Genomic DNA, 18,865 nt, shown 5'->3' on the forward strand with positions numbered 1-18,865 from the left:
CGGCGGGGCGCGCGGCGGGGCGCACGTAGGCGTCCTCGAGGTGCTCGACGAGCTGCGCGTCCCCGTGGACTGCGTGGCCGGCACCAGTATGGGCGCCCTGGTCGGCGGGACCTTCGCCAGCGGCATGCCGCCCCGGGAAATCGAGCGCCGCCTCGGGGAGATCGACTGGGCCAAGGCCATCGCCTTCGCCGGCTGGCGCGACGAGCGGCCGATGCAGCGCAAGCTCTCCGGCGCCACGTACAGCAACAACATCGAGTTCAGCGCCTGGGGCGGCCAGCTGCACGGCAGCGGCGGCTTCATCCCCTCGCAGCACGTCGAGGCGGAAATCCGGCTGCTGATCGGCGACGCCCGCCGCATCCGGGACTTCGACCAGCTGCCCATCCCGTTCCGCGCGGTCGCGACGGACCTCAAGTCGAGCACCATGGTCGTGCTCGGTGAGGGGGACCTCGCCGAGGCGATGCGCGCCAGCATGGCGGTGCCTGGCTTGTTTGCGCCCATCGCGCGCGGCGACTGGGTACTGGCCGACGGCGGCATCGTGCGCAACCTGCCGGTCGACGTGGCCCGCGAACTCTGCGCCGACGTGGTGATCGCCGTGGCCGTGGCCGTGCCAGCCCCCGAGCCGGACGAGCTGCAGTCGTTGTTCGGCGCCGCAGCGCGCTCCATCGACGTGATAACGGAGGCCAACGAAAAGGCGCAGCTGGCCACCCTGGGTCCCATGGACGTGGCCATCACGGTCCCGATCGGCGACATCGGTGCGGTGGATTTCGACCGGGTGCTGGAGACCATCCCGCTCGGCGCGGCGACCGCCTGGGACAAGGCGGAAAGCCTGCGCCGCTACGCCCTGCCGGAGGCCGAGTACCGGGAATGGCGCGCGCGCCTGGGCCGGCCGGCCGCCGGGCCGGTCGAGATTGCCTCGATCGAGTTCCGGCCCCTGCGCCATGCCTCGGCCGCCTACCTGGCCACCCGGATGGCAACGCGGCCCGGCGACCGCGTGACCCCCGTCGAACTCGAGGCGGACATGAACCGGATCTTCGCCAGCGGCGACTTCGAGCGCGTCGACTATCGGCTGCGGCCGCTGCCGGACGGCCGCGCGCGACTGGTGATCGACGCGGTGGAGATGCGGGGCGACACCGACTTCATCCGCTTCGACCTGGGCCTGGCCGGCTCGGCCGGCGGCGATGCCCTGTTCGTCCTGCGCGCCGACCACCGTCGTGAGTGGGTCAACGAGCTCGGCGGCCAGTGGCGCAACGCGCTCCAGCTGGGGCAGCTGTCGGTCCTGGAAACGGCCTTTTACCAGCCGCTCGACACGGCCCAGCGTTACTACGTCGAAACTCTGCTGCGCGGCACCCGTTCGCTGGAAGACTTTTTCATCGCCGGCGACCGGATCGCCACCTACCGGCGCCTGGAAGCGGTCGCCGGACTCGACCTCGGCGTGAATATCGGCAACCACGCCCGGCTGCATGCAGGCCTGCGCATGGGAGCCGCGGACTTCAACCTCGACACCGGCACCCAGGGACTGCTGGACGAGGAGCGCAGCCGGGACAACAGTTTCCTGGTCGGCGGCCTCTACGACACCCGCGACAGCGCCTACCTGCCGACCAGCGGCAGCTATGCCCAGTTCGAATACCGCAACGCCAATCGCTGGCTGGGCGGCGAGGAATCCTACCGCCAGGTCGAGGGCGTCGTCGGCCACACCCTGGACTGGCGCGGCCAGGTGATCCAGCTGGCCGCCGGCGCCGGCGACACCTTGAGCGGCGACCTGCCGAACTACCGCGATTTCAGGCTCGGCGGCGCCCGCAGTTTTCCGGCCCTGCAGCGTGGCGAGCTGCGCAGCGAGGGTTACTGGTCGGGCGCAGCCACCTGGCTGCTGCCGCTGGCCGACATCCAGGTGCTGTTCGGCCAGGTCTTCTACGGCGGCCTCGGCGTGCACTCCCTGCGGGTGCTCGATGCCGTGGACGGCAGCGGCGACCAGACGATTTTCGGCGCCTCTTTCACCCTCGGCGCCCGCACTCCGGTCGGGCCGCTGCTGGTGACCCTGGGCGCGGCCGACAACGACAGCGTGGAACTGCACCTGGCGCTCGGCCGGCCCATTCCCGAGGGCTCGATGCTCGACCGCCTGCAGTGAGTCGCGCCGCCGGGGCGCCCCGGCGGCTCAGTCTGGCGCAGTAACGCGCAGCACGCGTCCGTCGCGACTGTCGGTCAGCAGGTAGATGGCGCCGTCGGGACCCGTAGCGACGTCGCGCAGGCGCTCGCCGAGCTCGCTGAACAGCGTTTCCTGGCCGACCACGCGGCCGTCCTCCAGGTCGATACGCCGCACTTCGCGCGCCACCAGCGCGCTGACCAGCAGGTCGCCGTCCCAGGCGGGAAACTCGCTGCCGCGATACAGCGTCATGCCGGCCGGGGCGATCGACGGCGTCCAGTGCAGCACGGGGTCCGCCATGCCGGGCCGCGAGGTGTAGGGGGAAATTTGCGCGCCCGAGTAATCGACCCCGAAGGTCGCCACCGGCCAGCCATAGTTCTCGCCCGGCTCGATCAGGTTGAGCTCGTCCCCGCCGCGGGGGCCGTGCTCGTGCGCCCACAAGCGGTCGCCGACCGGGTCGAAAACCAGCCCCTGCACGTTGCGATGGCCGTAGCTGTAGATTTCCGGCCGTGCCCCCTCGCGCCCGACGAAGGGATTGTCCGGCGGTACGCTGCCGTCGGGCCGGATGCGCACGATGGTGCCGGTGTGGCTGTCCAGGCGCTGGGCCTGTTCGCGGTAATCGAAAGCGTCGCCCAGCCCGATGACCAGCGTGCCGTCGCCGAGGAAATCCATGCGACCGCCGTAGTGGACCGGCCGGTCGCGCGGCGGCTCGATGTCGAAGATCACGTCGACGTCGACCAGCTCGTGGTCCCGCAGGCGGCCGCGCACCACGCGCGTGCCGCTGGCGGCGGCGTCGCCGTGCGCCAGCGACAGGTAAATCCAGCCGTTCTCCGCGTAGTCAGGGTCGAGCAGCACCTCGAACAGGCCGCCCTGGCTGCGCACGAAAGCCTCCGGCACGCCGCGCACCGGCTCCGGCAGCAGCTCGCCGTCCGCAATCACCCGCAGCCGTCCCGCCCGCTCGGTCACGAGCCGGCGCCCGTCGGGCAGGAAGGCGATCGACCAGGGATGCTCGAGCCCGGTGGCGACGGTCTCGACCCGGTACTCGGCCGCCGGGACGGCGGCCGGCACGGCGGCGAGGAAGGCGAGAGCGAGGCAGGGCAACAGTCGGATGGCGTTCATGGCGTGCTTTGAGCTTGATGGCCTGCAACAATAATAGCCGCCCCGGCGCGTTCGGGGCGACCGTGGTCATGGCCTGGCCGAAGGGGAGCCACCCGATGAAATTCCTGCGCCTGTTGCTGGCCTGGCTGCTGGCCGCCGTCCTTGCCGGGATTCTCGGCAGCGTTGTCCAGACCCAGTTCAGCCTGGCGGCGATCGCCGGGCTCGGCGCGCCCGTGCCGCTCGACGTCCGCCTGCTCACCACGCTCCGGGACCTCGCGGGCTTTGCACCCATGCTTGTGCTCCTCACCGCCGGCGGCTTCCTGCCGGCTTTCCTGGTGGCGGGCCTGCTGCTGCGCTGGTGGCCGCGCCGGCGCACGTTCCTCTACACGCTCGCCGGTGCGGCGGCCCTGGGCGTGATCCTGCTGCTGATGGATGCCACGCTGCCGGTCACCGCCATCGGCGCCGCGCGCTCGCCGCTGGGCATCGGGGCGCTGGTCCTGGCCGGTGCGGCCGGCGGCCTGGCCTTCGCCCGGCTGGCGCCGGCACGGCGCGCCCCGGGCGTGGCATGAGCCCGTCGACCGCTGCTAAGCTGCGGAACCCGACGGGCCCAGGCGCGGTCGTATTCGGGTCTGGAACAAGTATTCCCCACGAGGAGTTGTCGGAATGAGAAAGTCTGCTGCCCTGCTGAGCCTGCTGGCCGTCGTCGCGGCGTCGCCCGCCCTGGCCGGCGACGTCATTCGCCTGTCCGAGCCGGTCGAGGTCGGCGCAGGTTACGAGGTCTTCGGCGCGCCCGTGGGCGAGATCGGCGAGCCGGTCCGCCTCGGCGAGATCGTCGCCGCCAGCGACAAGTATGCCGGCGAGCAGGTCCTCGCCACCGCCAAGGTCGCCAAGGTGTGCCAGAAGAAGGGCTGCTTCTTCGTCGCCCATGACGGCGACGTCACGGCCCGCGTGACCTTCGTCGACTACAGCTTTTTCGTGCCCACCGACTCGGGCGGCAAGGACGTGACCATCGTCGGCACCTTCAACCGCAAGGTCTTGTCCGAAGCGCAGGCGAAGCACTATGCCGAGGACGCCGGCGACGATCCGGCCAAGGTGCGGGGGCCGCGCGAGGAGTACGCGATCGTCGCGACCTCGGTGGTCATCCCCACGACCTGAGCTGTGCTCTGGCCCGACCGCAGCTTGTTGCGCGGCTTCGTCACCTGCCTGCCAGGGATAGTTTTCGGGTGTGCCCCCGCCCTTTGGGCAGGCCTTCCTGAACCGGGCTGAGCGGTGGCCCGACTTGCGGTGGTCGCAGGACGAGCCCGTTACGGGTCGGCCGAGCGGCATAAAGATTTCCAAGCGAGGGCGACCCGTAACGGGCTCGTCCACGCAAGGGCAGCACGGTCAGGCCAGGCGGTCGAGCCGGAGCCGCTGGCGCTCGTCGAACAGCCGCCGGCTCGCCGCCATCACCGCAGCCACGGTGCCGAAGCCGGTGCCGACCGCGATCATGAAGAAGACCAGCACCTGGTATTTCACCGCCAGGGCCGGCGGGCTGCCGCCCAGGATTTGGCCCGTCATCATGCCGGGCAGGCTGACCACGCCCGCGGCCGCCATGCCGTTGATGATCGGGATCATGCCGCTGCGCATGGCGTCGCGGCGCAGGTCGGCGACAGCGTCGCTCCAGCTCATGCCCAGCATCAGCCGGCCCTCGATCACGGTGCGCTGGCGCCAGGCCGTGTCCGTCAGGCGGTCCATGCCCAGCGCCACCCCGGTCATGGTGTTGCCGAGCAGCATCCCGAGCAGCGGGATGGCGTATTGCGGCGTGTACCAGGGCTGCGGCCCGACGATGGCCAGCAGCGCGAATACGGTGACGGCGAAAGACGAGATGAACATCGACACCGTGCCGATAGCGAAGGCCCAGCCCCCGGTCATCCGCCGCTTCTGGCGCGCCATCACCTCGCGGCCGGCCAGCAGCAACATCACCACGGCCATCAGCGCTACCCAGTGAAAGGCTGCGACCGAGAACAGCGCCTCCAGCACCAGGCCCACCAGCGCCAGCTGGATGACCATGCGCGTGGCCGCAACCACCAGGTCGCGGCTCAGGCCCAGGCGGCCGAAGTAGGTGACGACCGCCAGTGCCAGCACCAGCGCGGCGCCGATCGCCAGCTGCCACCAGGCGAGATCGATCAGTTCCTGCTGCACGGCTGCTCCTCCAGGCGGTCGCCGCGGATGGCGAAGTGGCGGTCGCCGACGCGCGCGATCTGGTCCTGGTCGTGGGCCACCCACAGCACCGGCATGCCCTCCCGCCGGCAATAGTCACGCAGCCACGCTTCCACCTGCCGCGCCAGTGCCGGATCGAGATTGGCGGTCGGCTCGTCCAGCAACAGGGCGCGCGGCTCGTGCGACAACGCGCGCAGCACGGCGAGGCGCTGTTTCTCGCCCGAGGACAGCCGGCCGATTTCCCACTCCAGCGCGCCTTCGTCGAAGCCGAAAGCCTCCATGCTGCCCGGCACCGGATCGAGGAAATGCTCCTTCACGGTGTCGGCCCACCAGCTGCTCTCGGCCGGCACCAGCATCACCCAGCCGCGCCAGCAGTGGGCGGCAACCGCGGCGCGCTCGTCGCTGCCGAGCGCCGCCTCGCCCTCGTGCGGCTCGAGATCGGCGATGGCGCGCAGCAGCCGGGTCTTGCCTGAGCCCGACTCGCCGGAAAGGCAGACGATTTCGCCGGGCTCGACCTCCAGGTTGACGCCGCGCAGCGGCCCCACCCCCAGCGCGCGCAACACCAGCGCGTCGCCGCCGTCGGCGCGCTCCTTCGACTGTCCTGCAGCCTCACCCAAAGCGACCGTCACTCCTCATTAGCCGAGCCGGGGACCCGCAGTGTAGCGGCTCGGCGCTAGAATGACGCCATGCAAACGCGGGCCTGCGACGTGGCGATCATCGGCGGCGGCATCATCGGCCTGGCTTGCGCCTGGTACCTGCGCGCGGCCGGGCGCGACGTCGTGGTGCTCGAGCGCGAGCAGCCGGGCGCCGGCGCCTCGCACGGCAACTGCGGCACCATCACGCCGAGCCATGCCCCGCCCCTGCCCGAGCCCGGCGTGCTCGGCCGCGCCCTGAAGTGGATGCTGCAGCCGGACGCTCCGCTCTATATCCCGCCCCGCTTCGACCCTGCGCTCTGGGCCTGGCTGCTGCGCTTTGCGGCGCATTGCAACCGGGCCGACCATGCGCACGCCACGCGGGTGCGGGCACAGCTGCTCAATGACTCGAGCGCGGCACTGGAGGCGCTGATCGCCGAAACCGGGATCGACTGCGCTTTCGAGCGCCGCGGCCTGCTGTACGTTTTCCGCCAGCCCACCTGGCGGGAACGCTTCGGGGACCTGCCGGAGACCCTCGCGCCACTCGGCATCCGCGCGGAAGCCTGGGACGGCCGGCGCACCGAGGAGGAAGAGCCGGCGCTGCGGGCCGGCGTCAGCGGCGGCATCTGGTTCCCGGACGACGCCCACCTGCGGCCCGAGCGGCTGGTGGCCGGCCTGGCCCGGGCGGTCCGGGCGGCCGGGGTGGAGCTGCGCGCGGGCGCGCCGGTCACGGACCTGGCCGTGCGGGACGGCCGGATCGAGACAGTGGTCACGCCGGATGCGCGGTGGCAGCCGCGCGAGGTCGTGCTCGCCATCGGCGCCTGGTCACCGCGGCTGGCGCGCCGGCTCGGCTTTCGCCTGCCGATCCAGCCCGGCAAGGGCTACTCGATGACCTTCGACCGCCCCGGGCTGGCGCCGCGGCGCGCCCTGGTGCTGAAGGAGTCCAGCGTCTGCGTCACGACCTGGCCCGACGGATTCCGGCTCGGCAGCACCATGGAGTTCTCGGGTTTCGACAGCCGGCTGAACCCAGTCCGGCTCGCCGCATTGCGGCGCGCGGCAGAGACGCACCTGCGCGAGCCGGGCGCCGGCGAACCGCAGGAAGCGTGGTCCGGCTGGCGGCCCATGACGCCGGACGACATCCCCGTTATCGGGCGCCCGCCGGGCCTGCAGAATGCCGTCGTCGCGACGGGGCATGGCATGCTCGGCATGAGCATGTCGGCCGCGACCGGCCTGCTGGTGCGCGACATCCTGCTCGGCGAGGCGCCGGCAAGCCGGCTCGCCCCGCTCGCGCCCGGACGGTTTACCTGGGCCGCGGGAAAAGGCTGAACTCGACGCGGTTGTTGCGCGCCGCGATGGCGTTCCACTCGCCGGCCGTCGTCACGTCGGGCGGAAAATCGCGCAAGCGCTGCGAGTCGCGGCTGCCGCGCAGCACCACCTCGAGGTCGATGCCGCCGCGGCTCAGCATGGGCGCCGCGGCGAGGAACTCCTGGAAGGCGCTGGACTGCGCCGCGGCGGGCGTGGCCTCGGCCAGCGGGTTGCCCACCACTTCGCAGGCGGTGAGCGGCGTGTCCGGGTCGGCCAGGCGATAGCGGCCCGTGGTCTCGTCCACCTGCATGCAGAACTCGCCGAGGTGGGCGTCCAGGCGCACCGAGCCGTCGAAGCCCGCCGCGGTCAGCCGCGCCAACAGCTCGGTCACCTGCTCCAGCCGCCGGTCGTCGAAGGGCAGCTCGCCGAAGCCGAAGCGCGTGTCCTGGCTGGTCGCCCAGCCCAGTGCCCCCACCAGCACGCGGTAGGCGGCGTCGGCGTCACCGGCGCCCGCGGTGCGCGGGCCCAGCGGGCCGTCCTGCGTCAGGCTGTCGATGGTCTCGGCCTGGGCGGCAATGGCCTGCCGCAGGCGGGCGTTGTCGGCCACCGCCTCGTTGCGCTGCTGGCTCGCCTGGCTGAACAGCAGGAACAACAGCGCAATCGGCACGATGACAAGGACCAGCAGCGTGGCCACCACGCCCCAGTTCGTGCCGCGCGAACCTGCCTCCGCCTCCTGGCGCGCCAGCTCGGCCTCGGCTTTCTGGCGTCCCCAGATCTCCTCCGCCACCCGGCGGGCGAAGTCGCGGTTGCTGGCCAGGATGTCGGTGCGCAGCTCGAGGTGCTGGTCCTGCAGCGTTCGCGTGATCAGCGCCTGGACGGAGGCGCCCATGGCCTGGCGCTCGAGGGCGCGGTCGGTCTCGTCCTCGCCGTCCGTCTCGGCCTCCTCGGTGCGCCGGCGGAGCGCCGCGCGCCGGTCCTTCACCAGGCCCAGCTTGAGCAGCATCTCGAACAGCACGCCCGGCTTGACGTCCTTGGGCAGCACGCCGACAGCGCCGAGCGCCCGGGCCTGGCCGACGTAGACCTCGCCTTCCTTGGCCGTGTACATCATCACCGGGATGAGCGCCGTGCGCGCGTCGGCCTTGATCGCCGACACGGCCTCGAAGCCGTCCATCCCCGGCATGCTGTGGTCCATGAAGATGACGTCGACGGCCTGGTGCCGGAGGAATTCGATGGCGTCCTCGCCGGACTCGGCGAAATCCACCTGGACGTCATAGCGCTCCAGCATGCGTTGCAGGGCTACACGGGCAGCCCTGGAGTCGTCGACGACGAGAGCACGCTTCTGCGCCATGGGCGAGACTTTCCTTCACTTCAGGCCATTAGTCCAGCCCGGGGCGTCCTGCTACCCTTGCGCCATGCGGCGCGACGAATTCGAACAGGTGGTCGACGAAGTCCTCGACCATCTCCCCGACTGGGCCCTGGAGCGAATCGACAACCTGCGCGTCGTGGTCGAGGAGTGGCCGACCGCCGAGCAGGATCCGGACGACCAGGGCCTGCTCGGGTTGTACGACGGCATCGCCCTGCCGGAGCGCGGCCTGGACTATGTCGACGTGATGCCCGATACCATCTGGATCTTCCGCCAGCCGCACCTGGAGCTCGGCCTGGTGGGCGAGGGGCTGCGCGAGGAGATTCGCCGCACCGTGCTGCACGAGCTGGCCCATTACTTCGGCCTCGACGACGACTACCTGGACGAGATCGGCTGGGGCTGATCTGGGGCCTGTCCCTAGGACCGGTCCCGGGGACCGGTCCTAGGGACAGGCCCCGGTTCACCAGCCGCCGCCGCCGCCCCCGCCGCCGCCGCCGCCGGAGAACCCCCCGCCGCCCGAAGACGAGCCCGGCGCCGTCGAGGCCGAGGCGATCGCCGAGGTCAGCGAGGCGCCGACGCCGGAGGTAAAGGTCCCGAGCGAGCGGGCGTTGAAGTGCCCGTGGTACCACCCGGGGCGCCAGGCCCGGTCACGACCGGCCTCGAGCCGGGCGAACACCGCGGCGAACTTCTCGGCCCAGGCCTGCTCCACCCCCAGCGCCAGGGCGAAGGGGAGGTAGCGCTCGAACAGCTCGGGGGTCTTCTCGGGCGGGTTGCGCAGGTTGAGCTCGTCCTTCTCGGCCACCTCGAGGTAGCTCTTGAAGCCCTCCAGCTTGTCCATCAGCCGGCGCCCCCGGGCGGTCGGGGCACGAAGCAGCCAATAGAACAGCGGCAGGGCTGCGATCATCAGGCCGAACAGCACGAACACCAGCGGTCGCCATGCTTCCAGCAGGCCTACTGCAATACCCAGCCCCAGGATGGCTCCCGCCGCCGGCAACAGCAGCGTGCCGTTGGTGATGAAGTAGATTTTCTCGTAGTCGCGCTTGAGCGCCTTGCGGTGGGCCTGCTTGGCGCCCGCCAGCAGCCGGTGGTTGTCCTGCTCGAGCTCGACCTTGGGGCCATCCTCGAACAGGGCGGCGAGCAACGCCTTTTCGCCGGCCGCCAGGGCTTCGCCCGAAGACGCCCGCTGCAGCGTGTAGTCGCCGTCCGACTCGAAGATTTCGACGTGGCCCTTCACCGCCAGGTTGACCACCGCGGCGACGAAGGCCCGGTTGTCGTAGCCCATCCTGCTGATGAAGCGGGCGGAGGCAGGGGAGTACCCGCCCGGCGGTTCATAGTGAGGAAAGATCACGCCGCGCGGCGGGTCCAGACCATAGCGGCGCCAGGCCCAGCCCAGGTAACCGAGCACCACCAGCAGCCCGCTGCCCGCCAGCAGCAGTCCCCTGTTGTCCCGTAGCAGCCAGCCCAGCCGCTCCTCCGCAGTGGGCTCATCGACATGTCCCTTCGGCCAGCTGACGACGATTGTCAGGCCCTCGCGCGGGCCGAGCGGCCGGCCGGCCGCGATGCGCACGGACTGGCCCTCGAGGCCGGCCTCGTAGGCCTGCTCACGGCTGCCTTGCGGGCCGGTGAAAGCCGTCGCGCGGATCGCGTCGGCCGGCACCGAATCCGGCAGGCGGACCAGCGCCCGGGCCGCGTCGATGGGCAGGTCCCAGCCGGTACCGGTGACGTTCCAGTAGAGCTCGTCGTGGTCGTCGAAGAAGCCCAGCTGGCGATCGGTCCGGTAGCGGATCACGTACTCGTGCCGGCCTGGTTCGAGCCGGCGGTCCGCGCTGCCGGCATAGACGCGCACCCCGTTGCTGCGCCGCTCGGTGTGCCAGGGCTCGGGCTGGCCGTTGCGCCGGACCTCCAGCACCTCGAAGCCGACGCGATAGCGGTTGCCGTAGCGGTCCCGGTAGTCGGTGGGGAAGTCGCGGAAGATGCCGCGCCGGATCATGTTCCCTTCGGCCTGGACGGCGATGGTCTCGCTCACCGTCATGGTGGCGTCGGCATGCACCTCGATCTCGCCCTGGTAGTCGAGAATCCGCTCCGCGGCGCCGGCGCCGGTGCTCGCCAGGGCCACCAGCACCATCGCCAGAGCGACTCCCCAGGGCGCGCGCATCAGCCGAGCTCCACGCGTGGCGCCGCCCGGACTTCCTCTTCGTCGACGGCGAAGAACTCCGCCGGCCGGAAGGCGAAGGTGCGGGCCACGAACAGGTCGGGGAAGGTCTCGATGCGGGTGTTGTAGATGCGCACGGCGCCATTGTAGTAGCGCCGGGCGTACTGCAGCTGGTCCTCGGTATCGACCAGGTCGCGCTGCAGCTGCAGGAAATTGCCGTCCGCCTTCAGCGTGGGGTAGGACTCGGCGAGCGCGATCAGTCGATGCAGCCCGGCCGCCATCTCGTCCTCGAGGCGGGCCTTGTCGGGCAGCCGGCTGGCGGCCTCGGCGCGCGTCCTGAGTTCGGTGACGGCACTCAGCGTGGCCCGCTCGTACCCGGCGTAGGCCCGCACCGCATCGACCAGCCGCGGCACCAGGTCATGGCGCCGCGTGAGCTGGACGTCGATGTCGCTCCACGCGGAGCGTACGCGGTTGCGGTCACGCACCAGCCGGTTGTAGACCCACACGCCCCACAGCAGGAGGACCGCGACCAGCGTCAGCAACAGGATCGACATGCACGGACCTCCGTCGGGATGGGGCCTGTCCCCAGGACATGTCCTGGGGACAGGCCCCAGCTTAACCGCTGATGGCCAGCTTCTCGCGGTGATACAGGCGCGCGGCGACCAGCCACAGCAGCAGCCCGAGGCCGAGGCCGGCGCCCGCATACACCAGCCATTCGAGCGCCGAGATCGTCTCCGCCCGCAGGACCATCAGCAGGGCCTGGTTCTGGGCCAGGAACGGCACGGCGAACATCCAAAGCTGGTTCTTCACCGGGCTGATCAGCAGCACCACGGTCGGAATGATCGGCAGCAGCATCAGCACGCTCATATAGCTCTGCGCCTCCTTCACCGACTTCACGCTGGCCGAGATCAGGGTCAGCAGCGTGGTGCCGATCAGCACCATCGGGGCCAGGATGGCGAGCAGCTTGGCCATGGCGAGGAAGGACACGTCCACGCCCTCGAACGGCCCCGAGCCGGCGAACTGGAAGCTGAGCTTGAAGCTCAAGAGGATCAGCAACAGGCTGAGCATGCCGAAGGCGCAGGCCGCGGCGATCTTCCCGCTCATGATGGCCTCCCGACTCGAGGGCGTCGCCAGCAGGGGTTCCAGCGACTGTCGTTCGCGCTCCCCCGCCGTGACGTCGATCACCAGGTAGGCGCCGCCGAGGAAGGCGCTCAGGATCAGCAGGTAAGGCAGGAATGCCAGCGCCATCCCGCGGCGCGCCTCGGGCGTGGACAGGTCGCGGCGCCCGGAAACCACGGCTTCGCCCAGTGCCGGGTCCACCCCGCGCATCATGAGCCGCATGGTCGCGACCTGGCGGCTGTAACCGCGCAGGTTGCCCTCGACCCGGCCAACCGGGATGCGCGAGTCCTGGCGGGAGCTGTCGTAGAGGATCTCCACCAGCGCCGGCCGGCTGTCGCGCCATCGCTGCGCGAAGCCCTCGGGGATGTGCAGGATCACCTCGTATTCCTGCGCCCGGATCGCCGCCTCCGGATCGGCCGGCGGGTCGATCACCGCGATGTTCTGGGTCTCGAGGAAGGCGATGAGGTTCGGCGCGCGCTCGGCGCCGATCACCGGCAGCTCCAGGGTGCTTTCCAGCTGGGTGCGGGCACGCTGCTCGGCCAGGGCGCCGATGCCGAGGATCATTGCCGGGAAGATCAACGGCCCCATGAACAGGCCGAGCATGACGGTGCGCCGGTCCCGGAACAGGTCCAGCAACTCCTTCTTCATCACAGTCCAGACGACGCTCATGCCGCGAGCCCCTCTTCCGAGCCGATCAGCTTGACGAAGGCGTCCTCGAGGTTCTCCTCGCCGCTGATGCGGCGGAGCTCGTCGGCGCTGCCCTGGGCCGTGACCTTGCCCTTGGCGATGATCACGATGTGGTCACACAGCAGGCCGACCTCCTGCATGATGTGGCTCGACAGGATCACGCAGCGCCCCTGGGCCTTGAGCGCCTGGAGGAATTCCCGCAGCCCGCGGGTCGTCATCACGTCCAGCCCGTTGGTGGGCTCGTCCAGGATCACGTTTTTCGGGTCGTGCACCAGCGCGCGGGCGATCGCGGTCTTGGTGCGCTGCCCCTGCGAGAAGCCTTCGGCCTGGCGGTCGATGAAGTCCTCCATGCCGAGGGCCTGCACCAGCCGCTCCGTGCGCTGCGAGATCTCGCCCTCGTCGAGGCCGTGCAGGCGTCCGAAGTAAGCGATGTTCTCGCGCGCCGTGAGCCGCTTGTAGACGCCGCGCGCGTCGGGCAGCACGCCCAGTGCCCGCCGCACCCGGGCGGCATCCTGCTCCACGTCGAGGCCGTCGACGAGCACCCGGCCCTGGTCCGGGCGCATCAGGGTGTACAGCATCCGGAGCGTGGTGGTCTTGCCCGCGCCGTTGGGCCCGAGCAGGCCGGTGATCCGCCCGTCGCGCGCCTCGAAGCTCGCTCCGTCCACCGCCCGGACCGGGCCGGACTTGGTCTTGAAAGTCTTGTGCAGGTTTTCGACCTTGATCATCGCTCGCCCCTCAGGGTTCCCAGCCGTACAGGCCCGAGAAAGGCGGCCGCGCCGCCAGCCGGTCCAGGCATTCGGCGTCCAGCGCCGCCGGGTCGCCGGATTCCAGGAACTGCGCCGCCAGCTTGGGCATGCAGCCCGTGCCGAGCACGCTGTGGCCCTGGCCCGGCAGGACCAGGTGCCGGACGTTGTCCAGGGCCGCGGCAACCTCGTCGCCGTAACGGGGCGGCGTCACCGGGTCGTGCTCGCCCGACAGGATCAGGACCGGGAACGAACCGGTCAGCGGCGCGCGGAAGTTCGCGGGGCGCTCGCCCCGGGGCCACAGGGCGCACTGCTCGACCAGCACGTCGACCAGTTGCGAGCCCAGCACCGTGTCCTCGTCGGCGGGATCGACCGCCAGGTCGGCGGCATCCTCGGTGCACATCACCGAGTTGTGCATGCCGGTGGCGATCTGGCCGCCGAGATCGGTCACCATCATCCGGGTCATGGCCAGCAGCGCCTCGTAGTCGCCCTGGTGGGCCCGCCGGACCACCAGCGGCACGGCGGCCGCGGTGAGCGGCGAATAGGCATAGAGCCGCAGCACCGTCGCCAGGTGCCCGTGCGTCGGCACTTCTTCCCGCCACTCGCCGCTGGTCGGGTCGCGATAGCGCACCGGCTCGAGCCCGCCGGGCTCGAGCCGGGCGGCCAGTTCATCGAGCAGCGCCCGCGGATCCCCGACGGCCTCCTCGCAGGCAGCCGTCTCGCGACAGCGCCGGAAGTGCGTCTCGAGCGCATCCTCCAGGTTGCGCGCGTGTTCCGAGCCGAGCGCCAGCCCGGGCGGCACGACGCTGTCCAGCACCAGGCTGCGCACGTGCTCAGGATGGGTCTTGGCGTACTGCTGCGCCACCCGCGTGCCGTAGGACACGCCGACGAGATTGACCTGCTCCGCCCCCACCGCCCGGCGCACGAAGTCGAGGTCGAACACGGCCTCGGCCGTCGAATAGAAGCGGAGGTCGGCCTTTTCTTCGAGGCTCGCGATGCACTCCAGGGTGAACTCGCGCAGCTCCTCGGGCGTCGGTTCCTCGACGCCCGCGAGCAGGCGTTCTTCCTCGATCGGGCAGGTGAGGAGATTCGAGCCCCCCGTGCCGCGCTGGTCCAGCAGCAGGAGATGGCGGCTGCGGTTGATGTCGCGGAAAGCGGGCGCCACGGCCGGGTAGCTCTCGCGCGCGGACTGGCCGGGCCCGCCGGCGATCATGAAGACGGGATCAGGCTCGGCCTCGCCCTCGACGGGGATCCAGGCCAGCGCGAGCTCGATGGTGCGCCCCGCAGGGTCCGCCGGGTTCTCCGGCACCTCCACCGTGGTGCATTGGGCCTCGGTCGGCCGCGGCAGGCCGGCGGCCGTCAGCACGCAGGGCTCGAACTCGAGTTCGCCCAGCGTACGCGCGGACAGGGGTGCCGCGCCCAGCGTGGCGAGGACGGCCAGCGCCATCCCGAGGACGGTGCGCCGCTGGAACCGGCTTTGGCGAGGGATCATGGCAAGGCGTCTCCTGGCCGGACAGCAAAAACGCCGCCGATTCTACACCGCCGTCCGTGACGCGTCCTCGGCGGGCCCCGTTACTCGAAATCACCCGCCCCAGCACCTAGAATCAATGCATCGTCCCAAGGCCCCGGCCTGGAAGAACCCGGCATGCCGGCAGGCAGTCCCAGCGAGCAACGCTACTTCGTCATGCGCCGCGTCACCCTGGTGGGCGCGGTGACCAACCTGCTGCTGGCCACGGCCCAGCTCGTCGGCGGCGTGATCAGCCAGTCGCAGGCGCTGATCGCCGACGGCGCGCATACCCTGTCCGACCTTTCCAGCGACTTCGTCGTGCTGTTCGCCGCGCGCAAGGCGAATGCCGCGGCGGACGCGCGCCACCCTTACGGCCATGGCCGGATCGAGACCCTGGCCACCGTGGCCATCGGCCTCGTGCTCACTGGCGTCGCGCTGGGGATCGTGCTCGACGGGGTGGGCCGCCTCGTTGCCCCGGAGGAACTGCTCAGCCCCACGCCGCTCGCGCTGGCGCTGGCCCTGGCGGCGATCTTCTCCAAGGAGGCGTTGTACCACTACACCATCCGGGCGGCGCGGCGGGTGCGCTCCAGCATGTTGCAGGCCAACGCCTGGCATCACCGCTCCGACGTGGTGTCCTCGATCGTGGTGCTGGTCGGCGTCGGCGCCACGCTCGCCGGGCTGCGGTTCATGGACGCCGTGGCGGCCGTGCTGGTGGCCCTGCTGATCGGCCGCATGGGGCTGAAAATGATCTGGGACAGCGCCTTCGAGCTGATCGACACCGGCGTCGATACCGAGACCCAGGAACGCCTGCTCGAGGCGGCCCGCAACACCGACGGCGTGCGCGGGGTCCATGAGCTGCGGACCCGGCGCATGGCCGGCACGCTGCTGGCGGACATTCATGTACTGGTCGGGCCGCGCATCAGCGTGTCGGAAGGCCATCGGATCAGCGAGGCGGTCGGTCGCGCGCTGCGCGAGGTCCATGACGATCTGGGCGACATCCTGGTCCATATCGACCCGGAGGACGACCAGGAGCGGGCGCCCAGCGGCCATCTCCCGGGACGCGCCCACGTGCTGCAGCGCCTGCGTCCCTGCTGGGAGGCCGTCGGCCTCCTGGAAGAGCCGGAAGTCGTGCTGCATTACCTTGGCGGCCAGCTCGAGATCGAGCTGCGGCTGCCGGCGGACGCTGGCGGCTCGGCAGCAACCGCCGCCGAACTCGCCGAGCAACTCGCGCAGGCCTGCCGCGGGATGGACTCAGTCCGGCGCGTGACGGTCCTTCTTGCCGTCGCCGGCGCCGGTCCCCGGGGGTTCGGCTAGGCGATAGCGCACCTCGCCCGAGTCGAGGCTCCAGCCCGCGGTGACGCGCCGCAGCCATTGCCCGGCCATCGAGCCGCCGAAGACGCCCGCCGTGGCGGCCGCCGCCGTCCACCACAGGAAACCGTCCCGCAGCACGCCGTCCGCGACCAGGGACTGCGGCTCGAACAGCCGCGCGCCCGCATAAATCGCGACAAAGAAGCCGCAGTAGAAGAACACGGCGTAGTGCCGGATCTCCCGGCCCTTGCGCTCGCCCCAGGTCGGGCGCGACCGCAGCGCCGTGACGAGAAACATGAAAGCGAAGAATACCCACCGCTGCAGCTCAGACTCCATCCTGCCCTCCCCTTGCTCTGGCCATGCGCAAGCGGGGCCGGCCTGCTGCGCAGCAAGCTGCAGCAAGCCGGCCCGCCAATCCTGCCGTCCGCGGCGCGCCGGCGCCGCCCTCGGCACTAGTAGACGTCCAGGGCGGAGCTCGTGCCCTCGATGCCGACGAGATAACCGAAGTTGGCGTAATCCCAGTGCCCGGCGCGGCGCGACAGGTCGATGAAGGCGCCGGCATTCAGCATGTCCTGCACCGACAGGCTGTTGTCCGAACGGACCGCCAGCCACAGGTTGCAGACGACATACATGCGGCAGTCCTGGGGCCGACGGGGCAGTCCGCTAAGCGCATTCCAGCCGTTGGGACAGGTCAGGGGATTGCCGCCACAGACGTCGCGGACGAACTCGTTGTAGTCGAACGAGTTCTTCTGTTCTTCGAGCGACCGGTAATAGTCCTTGCACCTCTTCTTGACCGCGTCGGGCCCGTACTTGGTCGCGATATGGACGGACAGGGCCTTGCCCATGTCACCGAAGCCCAGTCCGGCGAGGTACCCGCCGAAGAACGAAATCCCTTCCGCCACCGCCGCGCAGGCGGTGTCCACGTCTTCGGGTACCGGTTCCTCCTCTTCTTCCGCGTGCACCGTAGTCCAGCCCGCCAGGGCGCCCATCACCATCATTGCAAGCCACGCTCCGTGTCTCATTGCCGACCTCCATGTCTTTTGCTTGGTTTCCCCGCCCTACGCTCCATGCGGGGCGAGGATTCAGGCTGCCCCAGCGGCGGCCGGCGCGACAGGGGGGATTTCGAGCGGAAAACGCAGGAAATCCGCTGTCGGCTTTCCTGTCGGCGCAGGCTGGGGCAGGATTGCGTCTGTCGGCCCTGCGGGCCTGGTCGCTTGGAGCGGAGAAAAGATGAGCTGGCACGCCTGCCCCCTGGCGGAGGCCCACGCGACCCCGCCCGACGAGCCCGCCGTCGAGCTGGAACTGGTGCCGCGCACGCGGGACCTCGGCGGCTTCGAGGTCGGTCGGGTCCTGCCCGCCGGCCGGCGCCGGTCGGTCGGCCCCTTCGTGTTCTTCGACCAGATGGGGCCGAGCATCTTCGCACCCGGCCAGGGCATGGACGTGCGCCCGCATCCGCATATCGGACTGGCCACGCTGACCTACCTGTTCGAGGGCGAGATCATGCACCGCGACAGCGTCGGCAGCGCGCTGGCGATCCAGCCTGGCGCCGTGAACCTGATGACGGCGGGCCGGGGCATCGTGCACTCGGAGCGCACGCCGGAGGCCGCACGCCCGGTGCCGGCGCCGCTGTTCGGCATCCAGGCCTGGATGGCCCTGCCGCGCCAGCACGAGGAAACCGAGCCCGCCTTCCGCCACCATGCCGCCGGCGAGCTGCCGACCCTCGACGAGCAGGGAGTCAGGCTGCGCCTGGTCGCCGGCGAGCTGCTGGGACTGCAGTCGCCCGTGGAGACCCTGAGCGAGACGCTGTACGCCGACGTGGAACTCGACGCCGGGGCGCGCCTGCCGCTCGACGACCGGGTCGCCGACCGCGCGCTCTATCTCGTCGCCGGCGAGATCGAGGTCAACGGCCATGCGCACGCACCCGGGCGGATGCTGGTGCTGGGACGCGGCGCCCTAGAACTTCTGGCGCCGGCCGGCGCCCGGCTGCTGGTGATCGGGGGCGAGCCCCTCGACGGGCGGCGGCACTTATGGTGGAACTTCGTCTCCTCCAGCAAGGAGCGGATCGAGGCGGCCAAGGCGGACTGGCGCGAAGGCCGCTTCGCGGCGGTGCCCGGCGAACGGGAACACATCCCGCTGCCGGACACGCCAGGACCCTAGTTGTCTTCCACCTTGTGCAGGATCACGCTGAAGGGCTGCTCGGGGTTGTCCCGGTTGAAGCGCCCGCGGATCTGGTAGGTCTTGCCCGCCTCGAGCTCGAGCTCGATGATGTACTGCTCCGGGTCCTCGTCGCGGGGGCCGAGCCGGCGCTGGGGCGGCCGGGTGTGGGCGGCAAGGATGGCGACGCGGATGCGATAGGTCCCGGGCTCGAGCCACATGAACTCGCGCGGCACGATATTGTTGCCGTTGATCTCGACGAAGCGCACCGCAAAGATGTCCTGGTTGCGCAAGGGCGGCGAGCCGCTGAGCTGGGCCGCATGCGGGCCCGGCTGGGTCGTCGGGACGGGGTCGGCGGCGAGCGTGGCTTGCGGCAGGGCGAGCGCGAACAGCACGCACAGCAGGCCGGCAACAGGGCGAAACTTCATGGCGGTCTCTCCGATGGCTGTGGAATTCGC

General features: G+C 70.7%; 19 protein-coding genes. 7 read left to right on the plus strand and 12 right to left on the minus strand.

Annotated features, from left to right (window positions below; translation table 11 throughout):
- On the plus strand, nucleotides 1-2,125 hold a 2,125-nt coding region (locus tag G6N75_RS01135), incomplete at its 5' end, for a patatin-like phospholipase family protein (RefSeq protein ID WP_165346229.1).
- Nucleotides 2,126-2,152: 27 nt separating this feature from the next.
- Here G6N75_RS01135 and G6N75_RS01140 read toward each other — a convergent pair.
- A complete protein-coding gene (locus tag G6N75_RS01140) occupies nucleotides 2,153-3,259 on the minus strand; it encodes a PQQ-dependent sugar dehydrogenase (RefSeq protein ID WP_165346230.1) in 1,107 nt (368 codons plus the stop codon).
- 95 nt (nucleotides 3,260-3,354) lie between these two features.
- Between G6N75_RS01140 and G6N75_RS01145 the strand changes: the two genes are divergently transcribed.
- Together G6N75_RS01145 and G6N75_RS01150 are read left to right on the plus strand one after the other, a co-directional pair.
- The gene (locus G6N75_RS01145) at nucleotides 3,355-3,807 is read left to right on the plus strand and encodes a hypothetical protein (RefSeq protein WP_165346231.1); all 453 of its coding nucleotides are present in this window, start codon (nucleotides 3,355-3,357) and stop codon (nucleotides 3,805-3,807) included.
- A gap of 94 nt (nucleotides 3,808-3,901) precedes the next feature.
- Nucleotides 3,902-4,393: a DUF4920 domain-containing protein gene (locus G6N75_RS01150; protein ID WP_165346232.1), complete on the plus strand. Its 492-nt coding sequence runs from the start codon at nucleotides 3,902-3,904 to the stop codon at nucleotides 4,391-4,393.
- A gap of 228 nt (nucleotides 4,394-4,621) precedes the next feature.
- Here the strand turns inward: G6N75_RS01150 and fetB are convergent, their stop codons facing one another.
- Together fetB and G6N75_RS01160 are read right to left on the minus strand one after the other, a co-directional pair.
- A complete protein-coding gene (fetB, locus tag G6N75_RS01155; protein WP_346765458.1) occupies nucleotides 4,622-5,419 on the minus strand; it encodes an iron export ABC transporter permease subunit FetB in 798 nt (265 codons plus the stop codon).
- Nucleotides 5,404-6,054 carry an ATP-binding cassette domain-containing protein gene (locus tag G6N75_RS01160; protein WP_240900868.1) on the minus strand — a complete coding sequence of 217 codons (651 nt, stop codon included), beginning with the start codon at nucleotides 6,052-6,054 and terminating at the stop codon, nucleotides 5,404-5,406. Before G6N75_RS01160 ends, fetB begins: the two co-directional genes overlap by 16 nt.
- Nucleotides 6,055-6,123: 69 nt before the next feature.
- Between G6N75_RS01160 and G6N75_RS01165 the strand changes: the two genes are divergently transcribed.
- A complete protein-coding gene (locus G6N75_RS01165) occupies nucleotides 6,124-7,395 on the plus strand; it encodes an FAD-dependent oxidoreductase (protein ID WP_165346233.1) in 1,272 nt (423 codons plus the stop codon).
- Here G6N75_RS01165 and G6N75_RS01170 read toward each other — a convergent pair.
- Nucleotides 7,370-8,722, minus strand: a complete 1,353-nt coding sequence (locus tag G6N75_RS01170; RefSeq protein WP_165346234.1) for a response regulator — start codon at nucleotides 8,720-8,722, stop codon at nucleotides 7,370-7,372. The two genes, G6N75_RS01165 and G6N75_RS01170, sit on opposite strands and share 26 nt — an antisense overlap.
- Nucleotides 8,723-8,786: 64 nt before the next feature.
- Here G6N75_RS01170 and G6N75_RS01175 point away from each other — a divergent pair, with 64 nt between their 5' ends.
- Nucleotides 8,787-9,140 carry a metallopeptidase family protein gene (locus tag G6N75_RS01175; protein ID WP_165346235.1) on the plus strand — a complete coding sequence of 118 codons (354 nt, stop codon included), beginning with the start codon at nucleotides 8,787-8,789 and terminating at the stop codon, nucleotides 9,138-9,140.
- Nucleotides 9,141-9,197: 57 nt separating this feature from the next.
- Here the strand turns inward: G6N75_RS01175 and G6N75_RS01180 are convergent, their stop codons facing one another.
- The 5 genes from G6N75_RS01180 to G6N75_RS01200 all read right to left on the minus strand — a co-directional run bounded on the left by G6N75_RS01180 (nucleotide 9,198) and on the right by G6N75_RS01200 (nucleotide 14,930).
- Nucleotides 9,198-10,892, minus strand: a complete 1,695-nt coding sequence (locus tag G6N75_RS01180) for a DUF2207 domain-containing protein (protein WP_165346236.1) — start codon at nucleotides 10,890-10,892, stop codon at nucleotides 9,198-9,200.
- A complete protein-coding gene (locus G6N75_RS01185) occupies nucleotides 10,892-11,443 on the minus strand; it encodes a LemA family protein (protein WP_165346237.1) in 552 nt (183 codons plus the stop codon). The genes G6N75_RS01180 and G6N75_RS01185 overlap by 1 nt, the downstream gene beginning before the upstream one ends.
- A gap of 61 nt (nucleotides 11,444-11,504) precedes the next feature.
- Nucleotides 11,505-12,677 carry an ABC transporter permease gene (locus G6N75_RS01190; RefSeq protein WP_165346238.1) on the minus strand — a complete coding sequence of 391 codons (1,173 nt, stop codon included), beginning with the start codon at nucleotides 12,675-12,677 and terminating at the stop codon, nucleotides 11,505-11,507.
- Nucleotides 12,674-13,420 (minus strand): ATP-binding cassette domain-containing protein, encoded by a 747-nt coding sequence (locus G6N75_RS01195; RefSeq protein WP_165346239.1) that lies wholly within the window; start codon nucleotides 13,418-13,420, stop codon nucleotides 12,674-12,676. Before G6N75_RS01195 ends, G6N75_RS01190 begins: the two co-directional genes overlap by 4 nt.
- 10 nt (nucleotides 13,421-13,430) lie before the next feature.
- Complete coding sequence (locus G6N75_RS01200) at nucleotides 13,431-14,930, minus strand: alpha/beta hydrolase (protein ID WP_165346240.1); 1,500 nt, start codon at nucleotides 14,928-14,930, stop codon at nucleotides 13,431-13,433.
- A 153-nt stretch (nucleotides 14,931-15,083) separates the two neighbouring features.
- Here G6N75_RS01200 and G6N75_RS01205 point away from each other — a divergent pair, with 153 nt between their 5' ends.
- Nucleotides 15,084-16,259 (plus strand): cation diffusion facilitator family transporter, encoded by a 1,176-nt coding sequence (locus G6N75_RS01205; protein WP_165346241.1) that lies wholly within the window; start codon nucleotides 15,084-15,086, stop codon nucleotides 16,257-16,259.
- Here the strand turns inward: G6N75_RS01205 and G6N75_RS01210 are convergent.
- On the minus strand, nucleotides 16,197-16,589 hold the full coding sequence (locus G6N75_RS01210) for a hypothetical protein (RefSeq protein WP_165346242.1): 393 nt from the start codon (nucleotides 16,587-16,589) through the stop codon (nucleotides 16,197-16,199). The genes G6N75_RS01205 and G6N75_RS01210 overlap by 63 nt on opposite strands.
- A gap of 116 nt (nucleotides 16,590-16,705) precedes the next feature.
- Entirely contained in the window at nucleotides 16,706-17,275 is a 570-nt protein-coding gene (locus G6N75_RS01215) for a hypothetical protein (protein WP_165346243.1), read from the minus strand.
- Between the two features lie 208 nt (nucleotides 17,276-17,483).
- Here G6N75_RS01215 and G6N75_RS01220 point away from each other — a divergent pair, with 208 nt between their 5' ends.
- Entirely contained in the window at nucleotides 17,484-18,410 is a 927-nt protein-coding gene (locus G6N75_RS01220) for a pirin family protein (protein ID WP_165346244.1), read from the plus strand.
- Here G6N75_RS01220 and G6N75_RS01225 read toward each other — a convergent pair.
- A complete protein-coding gene (locus tag G6N75_RS01225) occupies nucleotides 18,407-18,835 on the minus strand; it encodes a hypothetical protein (RefSeq protein WP_165346245.1) in 429 nt (142 codons plus the stop codon). The genes G6N75_RS01220 and G6N75_RS01225 overlap by 4 nt on opposite strands.
- Between the last annotated feature and the right edge of the window lie 30 nt (nucleotides 18,836-18,865).

Origin of the sequence: Thioalkalivibrio sp. XN8 (assembly GCF_011058255.1) — a bacterium.
Taxonomy (GTDB): domain Bacteria; phylum Pseudomonadota; class Gammaproteobacteria; order Steroidobacterales; family XN24; genus XN24.

Coding starts and splice junctions, on each gene's coding strand:
- G6N75_RS01215 (WP_165346243.1), bottom strand. CDS start 17,275: ATGAGACACGGAGCGTGGCTTGCAATGATGGTGATGGGCGCCCTGGCG.
- G6N75_RS01170 (WP_165346234.1), bottom strand. CDS start 8,722: ATGGCGCAGAAGCGTGCTCTCGTCGTCGACGACTCCAGGGCTGCCCGT.
- G6N75_RS01210 (WP_165346242.1), bottom strand. CDS start 16,589: ATGGAGTCTGAGCTGCAGCGGTGGGTATTCTTCGCTTTCATGTTTCTC.
- G6N75_RS01145 (WP_165346231.1), top strand. CDS start 3,355: ATGAAATTCCTGCGCCTGTTGCTGGCCTGGCTGCTGGCCGCCGTCCTT.
- G6N75_RS01185 (WP_165346237.1), bottom strand. CDS start 11,443: ATGTCGATCCTGTTGCTGACGCTGGTCGCGGTCCTCCTGCTGTGGGGC.
- G6N75_RS01225 (WP_165346245.1), bottom strand. CDS start 18,835: ATGAAGTTTCGCCCTGTTGCCGGCCTGCTGTGCGTGCTGTTCGCGCTC.
- G6N75_RS01175 (WP_165346235.1), top strand. CDS start 8,787: ATGCGGCGCGACGAATTCGAACAGGTGGTCGACGAAGTCCTCGACCAT.
- G6N75_RS01195 (WP_165346239.1), bottom strand. CDS start 13,420: ATGATCAAGGTCGAAAACCTGCACAAGACTTTCAAGACCAAGTCCGGC.
- G6N75_RS01180 (WP_165346236.1), bottom strand. CDS start 10,892: ATGCGCGCGCCCTGGGGAGTCGCTCTGGCGATGGTGCTGGTGGCCCTG.
- G6N75_RS01165 (WP_165346233.1), top strand. CDS start 6,124: ATGCAAACGCGGGCCTGCGACGTGGCGATCATCGGCGGCGGCATCATC.
- G6N75_RS01150 (WP_165346232.1), top strand. CDS start 3,902: ATGAGAAAGTCTGCTGCCCTGCTGAGCCTGCTGGCCGTCGTCGCGGCG.
- G6N75_RS01220 (WP_165346244.1), top strand. CDS start 17,484: ATGAGCTGGCACGCCTGCCCCCTGGCGGAGGCCCACGCGACCCCGCCC.
- G6N75_RS01190 (WP_165346238.1), bottom strand. CDS start 12,677: ATGAGCGTCGTCTGGACTGTGATGAAGAAGGAGTTGCTGGACCTGTTC.
- G6N75_RS01200 (WP_165346240.1), bottom strand. CDS start 14,930: ATGATCCCTCGCCAAAGCCGGTTCCAGCGGCGCACCGTCCTCGGGATG.
- G6N75_RS01140 (WP_165346230.1), bottom strand. CDS start 3,259: ATGAACGCCATCCGACTGTTGCCCTGCCTCGCTCTCGCCTTCCTCGCC.
- G6N75_RS01205 (WP_165346241.1), top strand. CDS start 15,084: ATGCCGGCAGGCAGTCCCAGCGAGCAACGCTACTTCGTCATGCGCCGC.